We start from the raw sequence: 14,809 nt of genomic DNA, 5'->3' as shown, positions 1-14,809 counted from the left end.
GAGAACCGCCCTAGAGCGTTCCCCACTCGGACGACTCGCCCGCGGGCGCGATCGCCTGCGGCACGTTCCACGGGTTGTCGTCGCGCAGGGGGGCCGGGAGGAGGGCCTGCGGGGCGTCCTGGTAGGCCACCGGGCGCAGGAAGCGGCGGATGGCCGCCGTGCCCACGGAGGTGCTCGAGTCGTTCGTCGTCGCGGGCCACGGGCCGCCGTGCTGCATCGCGGGGGTCACCGCGACACCGGTCGGCCAGCCGCCGAAGAGCACCCGGCCGGCATGCTCGGTGAGCACCTGCACGAGAGAGCGCACGGAGTCGCTCGCCTCGCCGTCGCCCGCGTGCAGCGTGGCCGTCAGGTTTCCCTCGAAGAGACGTGTCGCGATGGCGCCCAGATCGGCGTCGTCGCCGTACTCGACGAGGATCGAGAGCGGGCCGAAGCTCTCGTCGAGCAGGCGGCTCCCCTGCTCTTCGAGCGTCTCCGCGCTCACCGAGACGAAGGTGGGGGTCGCCCAGCCCTGGCCCTCGTCGTCGATGCGCAGGCTGCCCTCGGCGAGCACCGTGATGCCCGGCGTCGAGAGCACGGCGTCGCGGCGGGCGCGGTAGCCGGAGGCGATCGCCGGGTTGAGCAGGCGGTGCTCGGCGATGGGGGCGGTGCCCTCGACGATCGCCTCGTCGAGCGCGTGGCCGGTCGGCACGAAGACGAAACCGGGCTTCGTGCACAGCTGGCCCGCCGACCCGGAGACGCTCGTCACGAGCCCCGAGGCCAAGGCGGCCCCGCGCTCCTCGATGGCCGCGCGGGTCACGAAGACGGGGTTGACGCTGCCGAGCTCGCCGTAGAAGGGGATGGGCGCGGGGCGGGATGCCGCGACATCCGCCAGCAGTCGCCCGGCGTGGATCGAGCCGGTGAAGGAGCCCGCCTTGATCCGCGGATCCTTGAGCAGCTCGACCCCGGCCTCGCGGCCCTCGATGAGCTGGAAGACGCCCTCGGGCATCCCCGCCCCGGCGAGCGCGGCCTGCACGACTTCGGCCGTGCGGCGGGAGAGCTCGGGGTGGCCGCCGTGCGCCTTGACGACGACGGGAGCACCCGCCGCGAGAGCCGCGGCGCTGTCGCCGCCCGCGACCGAGAAGGCGAAAGGGAAGTTGCTCGCCGCGAAGTTGAGCACCGGGCCGACGGGCACGAGGTAGCGGCGCACGTCCGGTCGCGGGCCGAGCACGAAGGCGGGGTCGGCGCGGTCGATGCGCACGTCGAGGTAGGAGCCCTCGACGACGACCTCGGCGAAGAGGCGCAGCTGCACGGCCGTGCGCTTGAGCTCGCCGCGAAGACGCGCCTCGCTGAGCCCCGTCTCGCGCATGGCGATGCCGACGAGCTCGTCGGCCGCCTCGGTCAGTCCGTCGGCGACGGCGACGAGCGCGCGGGCGCGCCGCGACGGCTCGACGGCGGCGTAGGCATCGGCTGCCGCCGCGGCATTGGCCGCGACGGTCTCGAGATCCTGCTGGGTGGTGGTCACTGGTGCTCTCCTCGAACGGGAAACGGGAAGTGTGGGGTCGATGGAAGGTGATCGAAGATGATCAGAACTGGAAGCCGGTCGGGAACGGGTCGGACGGGTCGAGCAGGTACTGCCCCATGCCCGTGACCCAGGCGCGCCCGGTGATCGTGGGGATCACGGCGGGCACGCCGTCGACCGTCGTCTCGGCGACGAGGCGGCCGACGAAACGGCTGCCGATGAACGACTCGTTGACGAAGTCCGTGTCGAGCGGCAGCTCGCCGCGGGCCCAGAGCTCCGCCATCCGCGCCGAGGTCCCCGTGCCGCACGGCGAGCGGTCGAACCAGCCGGGGTAGATCGCCATCGCGTGACGCGAGAGCGCGGCATCCGAGCCCGGCGCGATGAACTCGACGTGGTGGCAGTGGTCGACGCCGTCGATCGTCGGGTGCCGCGGCGGAGCCGTCTCGTTGATGGCCTGCATGATCGCGAGCCCCGCCGAGAGGATCTCCTGCTGATGCGAGCGGTCGAAGGGCAGCCCGACGGCGTCGAGGTCGACCATCGCGTAGAAGTTGCCTCCGAAGGCGAGGCTGTACGGCACCGTGCCGAGCCCCGGCACCTCGATCGTGTCGTCGAGACGCACGACGTAGCTCGGCACGTTCTCGATCGTCACGGAGTCGGCGTGCCCGTCGCTCACGGCGACCCGGGCGATGACGAGCCCGGCCGGGGTGTCGAGCCGGATGGTCGTGACCGGCTCGACGACCTCGACCATGCCGGTCTCGACGAGCACGGTCGCGACGCCGATCGTTCCGTGCCCGCACATGGGCAGGCATCCGGAGACCTCGATGTAGACGACGCCCCAGTCGGCGTCGTCGCGGGTTGAGGGCTGCAGGATGGCGCCGCTCATGGCCGCGTGACCGCGCGGCTCGTTCATCAGGAAGAGCCGGATGTCGTCGAGGTGCTCGATGAAGTAGAGGCGCTTCTCATTCATCGTCGCCCCCGGGATCACCCCGACTCCGCCCGTGATGACGCGGGTCGGCATCCCCTCGGTGTGGGAGTCGACCGCCGTGAGAACTCGATTCGAACGCATTATGCAATCCTCGCACCGTCCGGGTCGGACGGATCAGCCGTGTCGGTCAGCCGCGCAGTCAGACGCGTCGGTCAGCGGGTGGCCAGGTAGTCGAGCGCGCGCTGGGTGTCGCGCCGCACGGCGGCCTCGTTCTCGGCGCTCAGCGGGCCGCGCGGCGGGCGGGTGCGGCCGCCGAAGCTCTGGCCGGCGATGTCGATCGACAGCTTGATGGCCTGCACGAACTCGGTCTTCGAATCCCAGCTGAACACCGGCACGAGGTTCTTGTACAGCTCGCGCGCCTCGGCGATCTTGCCGTCTTTCACGAGGGTGTAGATCTCGACGGCCTCCTTGGGGAAGGCGTTCGGGTAGCCGGCGAACCAGCCCGTCGCGCCGTCGACGAGGGACTCGAAGAGCAGGTCGTCCGCGCCGGCGATGACGTCGAGGTCGGTCACATCCTGGATCTCGAGCACACGACGGATGTCGGTCGAGAACTCCTTGACGGCCACGAGGTTCTCGAGGTGCGAGAGCTCGGCGAGCAGATCGGGGGTGAGATCGACCTTCGTGTCGATGGGGTTGTTGTAGGCCATGATCGGCAGGCCGACCTCGTTGACCTTCGTGTAGTGCTCGATGACCTCGCTGCGGTTGGCACGGTAGATCGTCGGCGGCAGGAGGAGCACGCCGTCGGCGCCGTCCTCGGCCGCGAGCTCCGCCCAGTGCTTGGCCTGGTGCCAGCCCACACCGTGCACGCCGGCGACGACGAGGCCACGGCCCCCGACGGTCTCGACGGCGACCTGGATGACCGTGCGCCGCTCCTCGTCGGTGAGCGAGGAGTACTCCCCGAGCGAGCCGTTGGGGCCGACGCCGCGGCAGCCGTTCTCGATGAGCCAGTTGCAGTGCTCGGCGAACTTGTCGTAGTCCACGGCGAGCCCGGCGGGAGCGGAGTCGTCCTCCTTGAAGGCGAGGGTCGTGGCGACGATGACGCCTCCGAGGTCGAAGTTCTTGCTCACTGTGGTCCTTTCGTACTGTCTGTTCGGATGTTGCTGGTCTGGGTTCGTGCTGGTCTGGGTCTGGTTCGTGCTGGTCAGTCTGCGTCGCCGGTCGCGCCCTGGGCGAGCTCGCCGATCGTGATCGGGGAGAAGATCGGGCGGCGGTCGCTTGTGGTGGGGTCGTTGCGCGGCGCCCCGGCGAAGCCGCTCGCGAGCAGCTCCTCGACCGTGCGCCCGCACACCCGCCCCTGGCAGATGCCGAGCCCGGCGCGGCTCGTGAGCTTGATCGAGCGCAGGCCCGCATCGGGGGTCGCGACGCCCGTGCGGCGCAGCGCGCCCGCGGTCACCTCCTCGCAGCGGCAGACGGTCGTGTCGTCGCGCAGCCACGACGTCCAGCCGCGGCGGATGCCGTGAGCGGCCTCGAGGCGGAGGGCGAAGCGCCGGAACACCCGCCTTTCGCGCACCGCCGCCGCGACATCCGCTGAACCGACGACGGCGCCGCCCGCCGCAGCGTGACCGGCGATCGTGCCCTCGGCGAGCGCGAGGTCGGCCCCGCCGATGCTCGTGAGCTCCCCCGCCACGAAGACTCCCCGCACGCTCGTGCGCTGATCCTCGTCGACGACGACGAAACGGTCGCTCCCGATCGCGCAGCCCGCGGCGATCGGCAGCTCCAGGCGGGGGGTGAAGCCGTGGCTCACGCACACGGCGTCGACCTCGACGCGCCGCTCGGTCCCGGCCACGGGGCGCCATTCTGCGTCGACCCGGGCGACCGTGACGGCCGTGACACGGTCGGTGCCGTGGGCCTCGATGACGGCCTCGCCCATGCGGTAGGGGATGCGGTGCCGCAGCTGCCCCGTCGCGTAGGAGGCGAGCTCGCCGCCCTTGCGCGCCGCACGCAGCAGCTGCCACGGCTTGTGCGACCAGCCCCGCACGAGGTTTCCGAGGCGATTCGCCTCGAGCACGCCGAGAACCCGCGAGCCGGCCCGGGTGAGCGATTCGGCGACGGGCAGCAGGAACGGCCCGGCGCCCGCGACGAGAACCCGCTCGCCCACGGCGACGCGCTCGCCCTTGGCCAGCGCCTGGGCGGCCCCCGCCGTGAAGACCCCGGGCAGATCCCAGCCGGGGAACGGAAGGGTGCGGTCGTAGGCGCCCGTCGCGATCACGAGGGCGTCGGGGCGGATCGTGAGGGGCTCTCGGCGCCGTGAGTCGGCCGGCCCCACGAGCACGTGCACGGTCGCCGCCCACGGCTCGTCGTCGGCGGCGGGCTCGAGGGCCCAGACCTGCGCGGAGGTGAGCACGCGGCATCCGGGGTCGTCGTTCACCTCGGTGCTCAACTGCTGGAACCGCGCCCAGCCGTGGTGCAGGCGGGCCTCGCGGCGCGACGGGCGCTCGGGCGGCAGGTGCCGCCAGAACTGGCCGCCGAGCTGGTCTGCGGAGTCGACGAGCATCACGGATGCCCCGCGCCGACGTGCGGCGACGGCGGCGGCGAGCCCGGCCGGACCCGCGCCGACGACGAGCACCTGGGGGCGGGCCTGCTCTGTCTCGGTCACGATCGCGCACCGCCGTTCGCGGGCAGCTCGGGCAGGCCCGGCAGCTCGGGCAGCTCGTCGTGCTGGATCTCGACCAGGTCGCCGTCGACCGCCCGGCGCTGGCAGGCGCGGATGTCGCGCTCCCCGTTGACCGTCACGATGCAGTCGAAGCAGACGCCGATGCCGCAGAACAGCCCTCTCGGCGCCCCGGCGACCGAGGTGCGCCGCCAGGCGAGTTCACCCGAGGCCAGGAGAACGCCCGCGATCGTCTGGCCGCGAAGGCCGTCGAGGGGCCGGCCGTCGACGAGGATCGAGAGCGCGCCGGCCTCGCCGGGCTCGATCGGGTCGGCCGAAGGCGGGAGTCGCCGTGCGGTCATGGGCGTGCCCCTTCGAGATGGGCGGCGAGGGAGCCGCGGGCGGGGGAGAAGGCGGTGGCGTCGAGGCCCGGGGTGCGACCCGCCATGAGGTCGGCGATCATGGCGCCCGTGCCGAGGGAGAGGCCGATCCCGGCCCCCTCGTGGCCGGTCGCATGCCAGAGGCCGGGCAGCCGCGGGTCCTCGCCGATGATCGGCAGGTGGTCGGGCATAAAGGGACGGAAGCCGCCGTAGGAGCGCATGACCGGAGCCCCGGCGAGGAAGGGGAAGAGGCGCAGGGCCTTGACGGCCAGCTCGCGGAGCACGTCGACGCGGAACCGGTCGTCGAAGCCGATCTGCTGGCGGGAGGAGCCGATGAGAACCGTGCCGGACCCCGTCGACTCGACGACGCTCGAGGTCTGCAGATCGGCGGCGTTCGACTCGACGGCGCCCACGTAGTCGGCGTCGTACACCTTGTGGAAGATGCGGTGCGGCATCCGGGTGGTCACGAGCACGACCCCGCGGCGCGGGCGCACGGGCAGCGGCGCCCCGAGCAGCCCCGAGACCTCGCCCGACCAGGGTCCCGCGGCGACGAGCACCCGGGCGGCGCGGACGGTTCCGCGAGAGGTCGTGACGCCGATGAGGGCGCCTCGGGCGTCGAGCACGGGACCGGTCACCACGGCGTTCGTGAGCACGCGCACGCCGCCTCGCCTCGCCGAGGCGAGGAACGCCTCGCTCGCGATGACCGGCTGCACCTGGGCGTCGTCGGGGTAGTGCACGGCGGCCGTGATCGCAGGGTTCAGCTGCGGCTCCAGCTCGAGCGCCTCGGCCGTGGAGAGCACGCGGGCGTCGACACCGGCCCCGCGCTGCGACTGCGCGAACGCGAGGAGGGGGGCCGCGCCGGCATCCGTCGTCGCGACCACGAGACCGCCCTTGCGGTCGTACTCGACCGACGGGAACCCGGCCCCGAGCTCGTCGGCGAGCTCGTCGACGACAGCGGGCCAGAGCGAGGCGGAGTACTGGGCGAGCAGCAGCTCGGCGCCGGGCGCCTTGTCGGAGAGCAGCAGGTTGCCCTCGCCGCTCGAGGAGGTCGCGCCCGTGGTCTGCCCGCGGTCGACGACGATCACGCTGAGGCCTTCGCGGGCGAGGGCGCGGGCGCATGCTGCGCCGACGATTCCCGCGCCGACGATCACGACGTCGACGGGCGCGACATCAACCGGCGCAGTGTCGACCGGCACAGCGTCGACGGGCGTGAAGTCATTGCCACCCGCTTGCATCCTGCGTCTGCCTTTCTGCCTTCTGGTCCAGCTAATAATATGTCACACACTATACGAAGTCGGCAATCGACCGCCGCCCCACCCCGAGAGCCCGGAGCACGGGCCCGCGAGACGGATGCGAGGCGGTCGAGAGCTAGATCGACTCCGGCGACGGCTCGTTCTCGGTGAGACCCGCCCACCAGCCCACGACGTGGCCGATGTGCGCGTTCATGAGCTTCTCGGCGTCGTCCGCCCGCCCCTCGGACAGGTAGTCCAGGAGCAGGTGGTGCTCGTTCGCCGATTGCTGCAGCTCGACCGTGTCGGTCATGTTCGCGAGCCCGATCATGCGGGTCTGGCTCCGTAGCTCGGCGACGAGCTCGACGAGACGCTCGTTGCCCGTCACCCGCAGCAGCGCGAGATGGAACTCGGAGTCCGCGGACAGATAGGCGAGGAAGTCGGAGCGCGCTGCAGCCTGCATGATCGCATCGGCCTTCGCCCGATAGCTCGACATGAGCTCGTGCGGGAAGTGCTCCGCGACGACGCGCATCGCCGGGACCTCCAGCATGCGTCGAACCTGCACGATCTCCAGGAGATCCCGCTCACTCACATCGGTGACCCGGAATCCCTTGTTGCGCACGGGTTCGACGAAGCCACGCTTCTCCAGATTGAGCATGGCCTCACGAACCGGTGTCGCCGAGACGGCGAACTGCACGGCGAGGGTGGGCACGGAAACAAGCGTTCCCGGCTCCAGTTCCCCCGAAATGATTGCTGCGGACAGCGAACGTTCGACCGAATCTCGCAGGCTTACCGCCTGCTCCAACCGTTGTATAGATGATGGCGCGATGGTCATTGGTCTTTTCCCTCCTGAACAGACACAAAACCTCTCGGTGACGCCGACTGTAGCCGATGCCCGCTCAGTTAAGAGGGTTCTGCTGCAGCTTTCCGTAGCAATTTCTCGGAACTTGCTATGCGGGAGCCGAAAGGGCTGACCCATGCCCCTCGTGAGGGCGTCACAGGGCCAGCATCCCCATGGTATGTGATGTGGCACAGAAGTCGGAACGTTAATTCTTGAATCTGCTGAGTATTTGCCGTACAAAAGCGAAAACGACGGAAAACTGCTCCCTTCCGGGGGGCGTTCAGCCCTTTTCATCCCGGGAAGGTGCGATCTTCCGTCGTTTTCAGCGGTGCGAGCCACGGATGCCGCAGCGGCCGCTCAGCGGCGGCCCGGCCCGTCTCAGCTCATCGCTCGCGACTCAGTCGACGACCTGGACTTCCTTCCAGAACGCCACGTAATTGCTGAAGTCCTTGCCCACGCGCTCGAATGCGGTCGGGTAGGGCGTGGGGTAGCTCCAGGCGCGATCCTGCAGAAGGGTGTCGCCGTCACGCACGGTGAAGTACTGGCACTCGCCCTTCCACGGACAGGTGTACGGCGTGGGGCTCTCGACGAGCAGCTCCGAGTTCACGCTCGACGGCGGGAAGTACCAGTTGCCCTCGATCTTGATGAGCTCGTCTTGGGGAGCCTCGGCGATGACGGTTCCATTGAGTACGGCTTTCACGGCATTCCTCTCTTCGTACGCGACCGGACCCCCGGACGTGCGGAACGGCCCACTCGTCTCAACACCCGAGGGCGCCCGAGGATTCCGAAGGCTCAGGATTCCCGAGGGTTCCCGAGCCCGCTCGCGGGGCGACCTCAACCCCTGAGCGAGACCTCGGTGCTCGAGTCGAGGACGGTCTGAGCCGCGACGGCCTCGCGCAGGCCGGCGGCGATGAGCGTCTGACCGCTGCCCGAGGCGCTCACGAGGTGCGAGGTCGCACGGGCGAGGCCCGTGTACGCCGCGCTCGCCGCTGCGGCCTCCGGCGAGCAGTAGTCGATGCCGAGCTCGGCGAGGGCGTCGATGAGGGCGCCCGCCGCGAGGTAGTCCTCGACGGCGAAGCGGGTGCTGCCGTCGGCGCGCGGCTCGCCGAGTGCGACGATCGCGATCATCACGCGCTCCCCGGCGGCGACCTGGTGGTCGAGGATCCACTGGGCGACGGCGCGGCGGTTGGTGAAGGAGGCGCCGACGACGGCCGCGGTCGGGAAGGCGTCGGCGACGGCGGCCCCGCGCTGGGCGTTCCAGGGCGCGGCTGCGGCCGCGGCATCCTGCAGCACGTCGACGAGGACGGCCACGTGCGCGCCCTCGGCGATGTCGGCGGCACCCTCGGCACCCCACTCGAAGCGCACCTGGTACTTGCTCTGCGCGAGGGGGGCGGATGTCGGTGCTGCGGGGGTGGGCTCGTTCACAACGGTTATCTTAACGGCCGGGCCGACTCCGACCGCTCGGCGCCGACCGTTCAGCGGCGGTCGTCGGCCGAGGGCCGGCGCATCTGCTGGCGGATGAGCTCGAAGTCGTGCCGGGTGAGCGGCAGGAGGCCGCGGCGCAGCTGGTATCCCCAGTGCGGGTTGTCGCGCGTGAGGTCGAGCAGCGGCACGAGCGGCCTGATCGGCGCCTCGACCGCGTCGTCGAAGTAGTCGACCCTCCGCCGCCACGGCCGGAAGGAGCCCTCCTCCGCCTGCCAGATCTCGCCCGGCTCGACGCGCCCGATCGCCGTGAAGGCGCGCAGCGGCTCCTCGCTCGCGACCGAGGCCCGTGGCGAGTAGTAGACGAGGCCGTCGCTCTCGCTCAGCCCGGCGACCGCCGAGCGCGAGCCGTGGTTGAGCTGCGCGAAGCCGAGGCGAGCCGCGCGCTCGACGTGATCGCGATGCACCACTCCGAGCCAGTACCGGATCGCCATGACACCAGTTGTACCGTGCCGGTCGCCGATCACCGGCTCCCTGTCAGGGTGCGGCGCGAGAATGTGAGGATGCGTGTGCTGCTCAAGTTCGTGCTCGACACCGATCCGGATGCCGCCTGGCGCGCCCTCCGCAGCCCCGCCGTGTTCCGCGAGGTCGCCGCCCCGCTCCTCGGCATGACCTCGCTCGAGGATGCCGGCTTCCCCACGATCTGGCAGCCCGGCGAGCACCCCGTGCGGGTGCGGGCCGGCGGGCTCCTCCCGATCGGGCGGCAGCTCATCCGCGTGAGCCTCGACGACCGCAGAGCCGACGGCGTGCGGATCCTCCGCGACCGCGGCGAGGGGGTCTCCGGCGCGCTCCGGGCGGTGACGCTGTGGGACCACCGGATGGCGGTCTCCCCCGCGCCGGGCAGCGACGACGGCACCGCCAAGACCCTCTACCGCGACCAGCTGACGGTGTCGGCGGGCATCCTCACCCCCGCCGCCTGGGCGGGACTGTGGGCGTTCTGGCAGTGGCGGGGGCTGCGTCTGCGCCAGCTCGCGCCCGGGTGGTCGTTCGAGCCCGAGCTCGTCGCGGCATCCGCCTCAGGCCCTGCGGGCGATGTTCCGGCTCTGCGGGCGATGTGACGAGTACTGTGACGACATGAGCGATACCATCACTGCGCTTCAGGTCGCCGACTGGCGACGTCGGGTCTTCGGCCTCTACAGCGGGGTGCGCCGGATGAGCGCGAGCGACCCCGTCGCCGCCCACGCCGCCTGGGTCTCCGCCCGCGACGACCTCTTCGCCAGCCATCCGGCCACGCCGCTGCTGCCCGAGGACCGCGACGACTTCACGGGTCTCTCGGTCGCGGCCTACGACCCCGACTGGCGTTTCGAGCTCGAGGTCGTGCCCGGCGCGACCCCGGAGACCTTCGAGTTCGAGACGGGCACCGACGGACTGGTGCCCTTCGAGCTCATCGGAACCGTGCGGGTGCCGCTCATGGGCACCCTGAACGTCTGGCGGCTCGCCTCCTACGGCGGAGGCATCTTCATCCCCGTCAAAGACGCGCTCTCCCGGGTGCGCGGCGGCACCTACGGCGGCGGGCGCTACCTGCTCGACACCGTGAAAGGCGCAGATCTCGGCTCGGGCGCATCACCCGACTCGCTCATCGTCGACTTCAACTTCGCCTACAACCCGAGCTGCGCCTACGACCCGATGTGGGCGTGCCCGCTCGCGCCGGCGAGCAACACGCTCGCCGTCGAGATCCCGGTCGGCGAGCGCTACACGGGCGACGGCGAGTGAGCCGCCGCCTGAACGACGACGGGCAGCATCTGAGCAACACGAGGCATCCGAACGACGGGCAGAGCGCTACTGCGTCTGCATGTACAGCTCCGACTCGTCGAGGGAGACCGTCGAGTCGACGCTCAGAAGGCCGCGGAGCCGCTCGCTGAAGTCGTCGATCGACCGCCGCTGATCGTGCAGCTCGGCGAGGCGCTCCTCGGCGTCGCGGATGAACGCGCGGGCGTGGGCGTCGACCTGCACCGTGAGCTCCTCGGCGCGCTCGCGTGACCGGGAGACCATGCCGGCCGCCATCCCGCGGGCGTCGGCCACGATGCGCTCCGCCTCGGCGCGCGCCCGGCCGAGAACGGCGTCGGCCTCGAGCGACACGTCGCCGGCGCGCTTGACCGCCTCGTGCGCCTGCGCGGCCGCCTCCTCTTGGATGCGCTGGGCGTGGGCCACGGCGTCCTTGTGGATCGAGAGGTACTCCTGCTCGGCGGCGTCCCGCTTGGCGCGCACCTCCTGCTCGGCCTGGAACTTCTCGCGCTCCATCGCCGTGCGCATGACCTCGATCTCACTGCGCACGGCCTCGGTCTCGGCGTGGGCCCGCGAACGGATCTCGGATGCAGCGCGCTCGGCCTCGGAGACCATGGCGGCCGCCCGGCGCTCGGCCGTGGAGAAGCTCTCCTGCGCCTCGACGAGGCGGGAGTCCGCCTCGTGCAGGATCTCGGCGCTGCGGCGGTCGGTCTCGAGCCGCAGCTCGTCGGACTTGGCCTTCGCCTCGGCGAGGATCGCGTCGGCGGCCTGCCGGCCCGAGCGCAGCGACTCCTCGCTCGCCGCGCGAGCCGTCTCGCGGATGAGCAGCGCCTCGGATCCGGCATCCTTGACCATCTTCGCGGCCTGCTCCTCGGCGGTTCGAAGCGTCTGCTCGAACGCGGCTCCCAGATCCGCGAAGCTCGGCTTCGAGTTCACCCGGCGCAGGGCGTCTTGGGCGGTCTTCAGCTCTCTTCCCAGGCGTGCGATCGTGTCGCTCGCCTCATCCCGCTCGGTCGCGACCCTCTCCATGCGATCGGTGATCTCCAGAAACGCCCTGTTGACCTCGTCGCGGTCGTAGCCGCGTTTGGCCGGGCGGAACATGCTTGCATCGTCCAACATTCGTGTACTGACCCCTTGATAACCATCGTCCGTATGGGCGCGCTGGGTCCCCGGTTCACGACGCGCCGCATGATGTACCCCCAGGTTAACGGCGTCCCTGCGGCCGCGTCGCCCCGCGATCGAGGCACAGCCGGACCCAAAACGAGGCACAGCCGAGCCCAGGACGAGGCCCAGCCGAGCGTGCGCTCGACTGCCTCGTCGCCTGCCGTTCGGGCGCGGTCGGGCGGGCTCGGGCAATCGTCGGGCGGCCATTCCGACGTGAAACGAGCGGATCCGGCCCCGATGCCCTAAGCTGGAAGCACTTGCGAGTGCAACAGCGCACTCCCTGCGTCGTAGAACGCCCCTCACACCCTCGACGGCCGGCATCATGAGTCCGGGTCGAAACCGCTGAAACTTTCTTACGGCGAACGGATGTGTCCACCGACACCTTCGCCATCTTCCGGTCGCATCGAGCCTCCGGCATCCTCGAACTCCGCGGATGCCTGTGCACGATGCCGCTCGGATCCCTGCCCGAAAGGCACCATTCTCTTGGACAACACCGTCTCTGACACCCTCGTCGACACGACCGTCGCCGACACGACCACCTTCGCCATGCTCGGCGTTCCCGCACCGCTCGTCGCGGTGCTCTCCGCCGACGGCAAGACGTCGCCCTTCCCGATCCAGGCCGACACCCTGCCCGACACGCTCGCCGGCCGCGACGTGCTGGGCCGGGGCAAGACCGGCTCGGGCAAGACCCTCGCCTTCTCCATCCCCATGGTCGCCCGCCTCGCGGGCGCCCTGGCCGGCGGCAAGCGCCGCGCCGGACGCCCCCTGGGCCTCGTGCTCGCGCCGACCCGTGAGCTCGCGACCCAGATCGAGACGGCCATGAAGCCGCTCGCCGACGCCTACAACCTCAAGACCACCACGATCTTCGGCGGCGTCTCGCAGAGCCGCCAGGTCGCGGCCCTCCGCGCCGGCGTCGACATCGTCGTGGCCTGCCCCGGACGCCTCGAAGACCTCATGAAGCAGGGCTTCGTGACGCTGGACGCCGTCGAGATCACCGTGCTCGACGAGGCCGACCACATGGCCGACCTCGGATTCCTGCCCGTCGTCACCCGCATCATGGACAAGACCCCGAGCGGCGGCCAGCGCCTGCTCTTCTCCGCGACGCTCGACAACGGCGTGGACAAGCTCGTCAAGCGCTTCCTCCACAACGAGGTTCTGCACTCCGTCGACGAGGCCACCTCGCACGTCGCCGCCATGACCCACCACGTCTTCCTCACCGAGACGGTCGAGACCAAGCGCGAGCTCGTGCAGACGCTCGCCTCGGGAACCGGCCGCCGCATCCTCTTCATGCGCACCAAGCACCACGCCAAGAAGCTCGCCAAGCAGCTCACCGACGCCGGCATCCCCGCCGTCGACCTGCACGGCAACCTCTCGCAGGCCGCGCGCGACCGCAACCTGGCCGCGTTCTCCGACGGCTCCGTCCGTGTTCTCGTGGCGACGGATGTCGCGGCACGCGGCGTTCACGTCGACAACATCGAGCTCGTCATCCACGTCGACCCGCCGGCCGAGCACAAGGCCTACCTGCACCGCTCGGGCCGCACCGCCCGCGCCGGCGAGGAGGGCGACGTCGTCACGATCGTGCTGCCCGTGCAGAAGCGCGACACGGCCGCACTGCTCAAGAAGGCCGCCATCACCGTCACCCCGCAGGAGGTCACGGCCACGTCGGCCGCCGTCCTCGAGCTCGTGGGCGACGTCGCGGCCTTCGTCAAGCCCGCCCCCCGCGCCGTGCGCGAGGAGCGCTCGTTCGGCGGCAACGGCGGCGGACGCTCGCAGGGCGCCAACGCCCAGCGCAAGCGCGCCGGACGCTCCGAGGGTGGCCGCTCCGACGGCGGACGCTCGGCAGGCGGCCGCGGCCGTTCGGGCCGCGACGAGAACCGCACCGCCGCGGCATCCGGCTCGCGTTCGCAGGCTCCGGCCGGCTCGCGCGGCGGCGCCCGTAACGATCGCACGGAGCGCACCGACCGTTCGGCACGACCCGCCACGGCCTCGACCGGTGACGCCGGCCGTCAGACCCAGGCCACGCAGGCCCCCGCACGCGCGGGCTCGCGTCGCGCCTCGCACTCGGGCGGAGCGGGCGGCGCCCTGCGCGTCGGCAGCCTCGTGCGCTCGAGCTCCACGCAGGGCGGCCAGCGGGGCCGCGGGCGCTGAGCCCAGCACCCAGCACCGCTTCACACACTGGATGCCGCGACCTCAGGGTCGCGGCATCCTGCCGTTAACCCGCCATCCCCCGTGCCCCATCCCCCGTGCAGGAATCCACCCGGTCGGGTTTCGGTTTCGACGCCCCTGCAGCCCCGATTGCGGCGAATCTCCTGCATGTGGGCAAGGGGTGAACGCGAGGCCGAGGGTCAGGCCGAGGGTCAGCACATGGAGAAGGCTCAGACCAGCCGGCCGACGGAGGCCAGGCCGCTGCGCACGAGCACGCCGCGGCCGCCCTCCATCTCGGCGGAGATGCTGGGCGAGCACGCCTCCTCGGGCGTCATCCAGGTGAGCTCGAGGGCATCCTGCCGCGGATCGCACGAGCCGGTCACGGGCACGACATAGGCGAGCGACACGGCGTGCTGCCGATCGTCGTGGAACGCCGACACCCCCGGCATCGGGAAGTACTCGGCGACGGAGAACGGAACGGGCGAGGCCGGCAGCTGAGGGAAGGCCATGGGGCCGAGATCCTTCTCGAGATGGCGGAAGAGCGCATCTCGCAGGGTCTCGCCGTAGAGCACCCGCCCGGAGACGATCGTGCGGGTGATCTCGCCGACGTCGTTGGCGCGCAGCAGGATGCCGACCTCGGTCACCTGCCCCAGGCCGTCGACCCGCACCGGCAGGGCCTCGACGTAGAGGAGCGGGATCCTCAGGCGGAAGTTCGCCAGCTCCTCGTCGGAGAGCCAGCCAGGGTTGGGGTCCGGGGTGCGCACGCTCAT

At 71.1% G+C, this 14,809-nt stretch carries 15 protein-coding genes; 3 read left to right on the top strand and 12 right to left on the bottom strand.

What is annotated here, in order from left to right:
- Window positions 1–10: 10 nt before the first annotated feature.
- The 10 genes from CLV54_RS03575 to CLV54_RS03530 all read right to left on the bottom strand — a co-directional run bounded on the left by CLV54_RS03575 (window position 11) and on the right by CLV54_RS03530 (window position 9,439).
- Window positions 11–1,501: an aldehyde dehydrogenase (NADP(+)) gene (locus CLV54_RS03575; RefSeq protein WP_100343543.1), complete on the bottom strand. Its 1,491-nt coding sequence runs from the start codon at window positions 1,499–1,501 to the stop codon at window positions 11–13.
- Between the two features lie 61 nt (window positions 1,502–1,562).
- Window positions 1,563–2,564, bottom strand: coding sequence for a proline racemase family protein (locus tag CLV54_RS03570; RefSeq protein WP_100343542.1), 1,002 nt, complete (start codon window positions 2,562–2,564; stop codon window positions 1,563–1,565).
- Between the two features lie 71 nt (window positions 2,565–2,635).
- On the bottom strand, window positions 2,636–3,550 hold the full coding sequence (locus CLV54_RS03565) for a dihydrodipicolinate synthase family protein (RefSeq protein ID WP_100343541.1): 915 nt from the start codon (window positions 3,548–3,550) through the stop codon (window positions 2,636–2,638).
- A gap of 74 nt (window positions 3,551–3,624) precedes the next feature.
- A complete protein-coding gene (locus tag CLV54_RS18100) occupies window positions 3,625–5,079 on the bottom strand; it encodes an NAD(P)/FAD-dependent oxidoreductase (RefSeq protein WP_281258142.1) in 1,455 nt (484 codons plus the stop codon).
- Window positions 5,076–5,435, bottom strand: a complete 360-nt coding sequence (locus tag CLV54_RS03555; RefSeq protein ID WP_100343540.1) for a (2Fe-2S)-binding protein — start codon at window positions 5,433–5,435, stop codon at window positions 5,076–5,078. Before CLV54_RS03555 ends, CLV54_RS18100 begins: the two co-directional genes overlap by 4 nt.
- On the bottom strand, window positions 5,432–6,688 hold the full coding sequence (locus CLV54_RS03550; RefSeq protein ID WP_100343539.1) for an NAD(P)/FAD-dependent oxidoreductase: 1,257 nt from the start codon (window positions 6,686–6,688) through the stop codon (window positions 5,432–5,434). Before CLV54_RS03550 ends, CLV54_RS03555 begins: the two co-directional genes overlap by 4 nt.
- Window positions 6,689–6,821: 133 nt before the next feature.
- Window positions 6,822–7,517: a GntR family transcriptional regulator gene (locus CLV54_RS03545; RefSeq protein WP_100343538.1), complete on the bottom strand. Its 696-nt coding sequence runs from the start codon at window positions 7,515–7,517 to the stop codon at window positions 6,822–6,824.
- 403 nt (window positions 7,518–7,920) lie between these two features.
- Window positions 7,921–8,223, bottom strand: coding sequence for a DUF427 domain-containing protein (locus CLV54_RS03540; RefSeq protein WP_100343537.1), 303 nt, complete (start codon window positions 8,221–8,223; stop codon window positions 7,921–7,923).
- A 134-nt stretch (window positions 8,224–8,357) separates the two neighbouring features.
- A complete protein-coding gene (locus CLV54_RS03535) occupies window positions 8,358–8,948 on the bottom strand; it encodes a 2-phosphosulfolactate phosphatase (RefSeq protein ID WP_157802785.1) in 591 nt (196 codons plus the stop codon).
- 50 nt (window positions 8,949–8,998) lie between these two features.
- A complete protein-coding gene (locus tag CLV54_RS03530) occupies window positions 8,999–9,439 on the bottom strand; it encodes an EVE domain-containing protein (protein ID WP_100343535.1) in 441 nt (146 codons plus the stop codon).
- 69 nt (window positions 9,440–9,508) lie between these two features.
- On the opposite strand from CLV54_RS03530, the gene CLV54_RS03525 reads away from it, so the two are divergent.
- Both CLV54_RS03525 and CLV54_RS03520 read left to right on the top strand, forming a co-directional pair.
- Complete coding sequence (locus CLV54_RS03525; RefSeq protein WP_100343534.1) at window positions 9,509–10,063, top strand: hypothetical protein; 555 nt, start codon at window positions 9,509–9,511, stop codon at window positions 10,061–10,063.
- A 16-nt stretch (window positions 10,064–10,079) separates the two neighbouring features.
- A complete protein-coding gene (locus CLV54_RS03520; protein ID WP_100343533.1) occupies window positions 10,080–10,718 on the top strand; it encodes a DUF1684 domain-containing protein in 639 nt (212 codons plus the stop codon).
- 66 nt (window positions 10,719–10,784) lie between these two features.
- On the opposite strand, the gene CLV54_RS03515 is transcribed toward CLV54_RS03520, so the two are convergent.
- Complete coding sequence (locus CLV54_RS03515) at window positions 10,785–11,849, bottom strand: DivIVA domain-containing protein (RefSeq protein ID WP_170061946.1); 1,065 nt, start codon at window positions 11,847–11,849, stop codon at window positions 10,785–10,787.
- A gap of 591 nt (window positions 11,850–12,440) precedes the next feature.
- Here CLV54_RS03515 and CLV54_RS03510 point away from each other — a divergent pair.
- Window positions 12,441–14,042, top strand: coding sequence for a DEAD/DEAH box helicase (locus tag CLV54_RS03510; protein WP_100343656.1), 1,602 nt, complete (start codon window positions 12,441–12,443; stop codon window positions 14,040–14,042).
- A 227-nt stretch (window positions 14,043–14,269) separates the two neighbouring features.
- Here CLV54_RS03510 and CLV54_RS03505 read toward each other — a convergent pair whose 3' ends face one another.
- Complete coding sequence (locus tag CLV54_RS03505; protein WP_100343531.1) at window positions 14,270–14,809, bottom strand: NUDIX hydrolase family protein; 540 nt, start codon at window positions 14,807–14,809, stop codon at window positions 14,270–14,272.

It is taken from the genome of Compostimonas suwonensis (assembly GCF_002797855.1).
Lineage (GTDB): Bacteria > Actinomycetota > Actinomycetes > Actinomycetales > Microbacteriaceae > Compostimonas > Compostimonas suwonensis.
Note: the sequence above shows the minus strand (reverse complement) of the source record. Positions and strands in the feature narration are given on the sequence as shown.

Excerpts from the sequence above, each read along its gene's own strand:
- CLV54_RS03555 (WP_100343540.1), bottom strand. The coding sequence starts at position 5,435 with ATGACCGCACGGCGACTCCCGCCTTCGGCCGACCCGATCGAGCCCGGC.
- CLV54_RS03550 (WP_100343539.1), bottom strand. The coding sequence starts at position 6,688 with ATGCAAGCGGGTGGCAATGACTTCACGCCCGTCGACGCTGTGCCGGTC.
- CLV54_RS03530 (WP_100343535.1), bottom strand. The coding sequence starts at position 9,439 with ATGGCGATCCGGTACTGGCTCGGAGTGGTGCATCGCGATCACGTCGAG.
- CLV54_RS03545 (WP_100343538.1), bottom strand. The coding sequence starts at position 7,517 with ATGACCATCGCGCCATCATCTATACAACGGTTGGAGCAGGCGGTAAGC.
- CLV54_RS03525 (WP_100343534.1), top strand. The coding sequence starts at position 9,509 with ATGCGTGTGCTGCTCAAGTTCGTGCTCGACACCGATCCGGATGCCGCC.
- CLV54_RS03515 (WP_170061946.1), bottom strand. The coding sequence starts at position 11,849 with ATGTTGGACGATGCAAGCATGTTCCGCCCGGCCAAACGCGGCTACGAC.
- CLV54_RS03510 (WP_100343656.1), top strand. The coding sequence starts at position 12,441 with ATGCTCGGCGTTCCCGCACCGCTCGTCGCGGTGCTCTCCGCCGACGGC.
- CLV54_RS03520 (WP_100343533.1), top strand. The coding sequence starts at position 10,080 with ATGAGCGATACCATCACTGCGCTTCAGGTCGCCGACTGGCGACGTCGG.
- CLV54_RS03570 (WP_100343542.1), bottom strand. The coding sequence starts at position 2,564 with ATGCGTTCGAATCGAGTTCTCACGGCGGTCGACTCCCACACCGAGGGG.
- CLV54_RS03505 (WP_100343531.1), bottom strand. The coding sequence starts at position 14,809 with ATGAGCGTGCGCACCCCGGACCCCAACCCTGGCTGGCTCTCCGACGAG.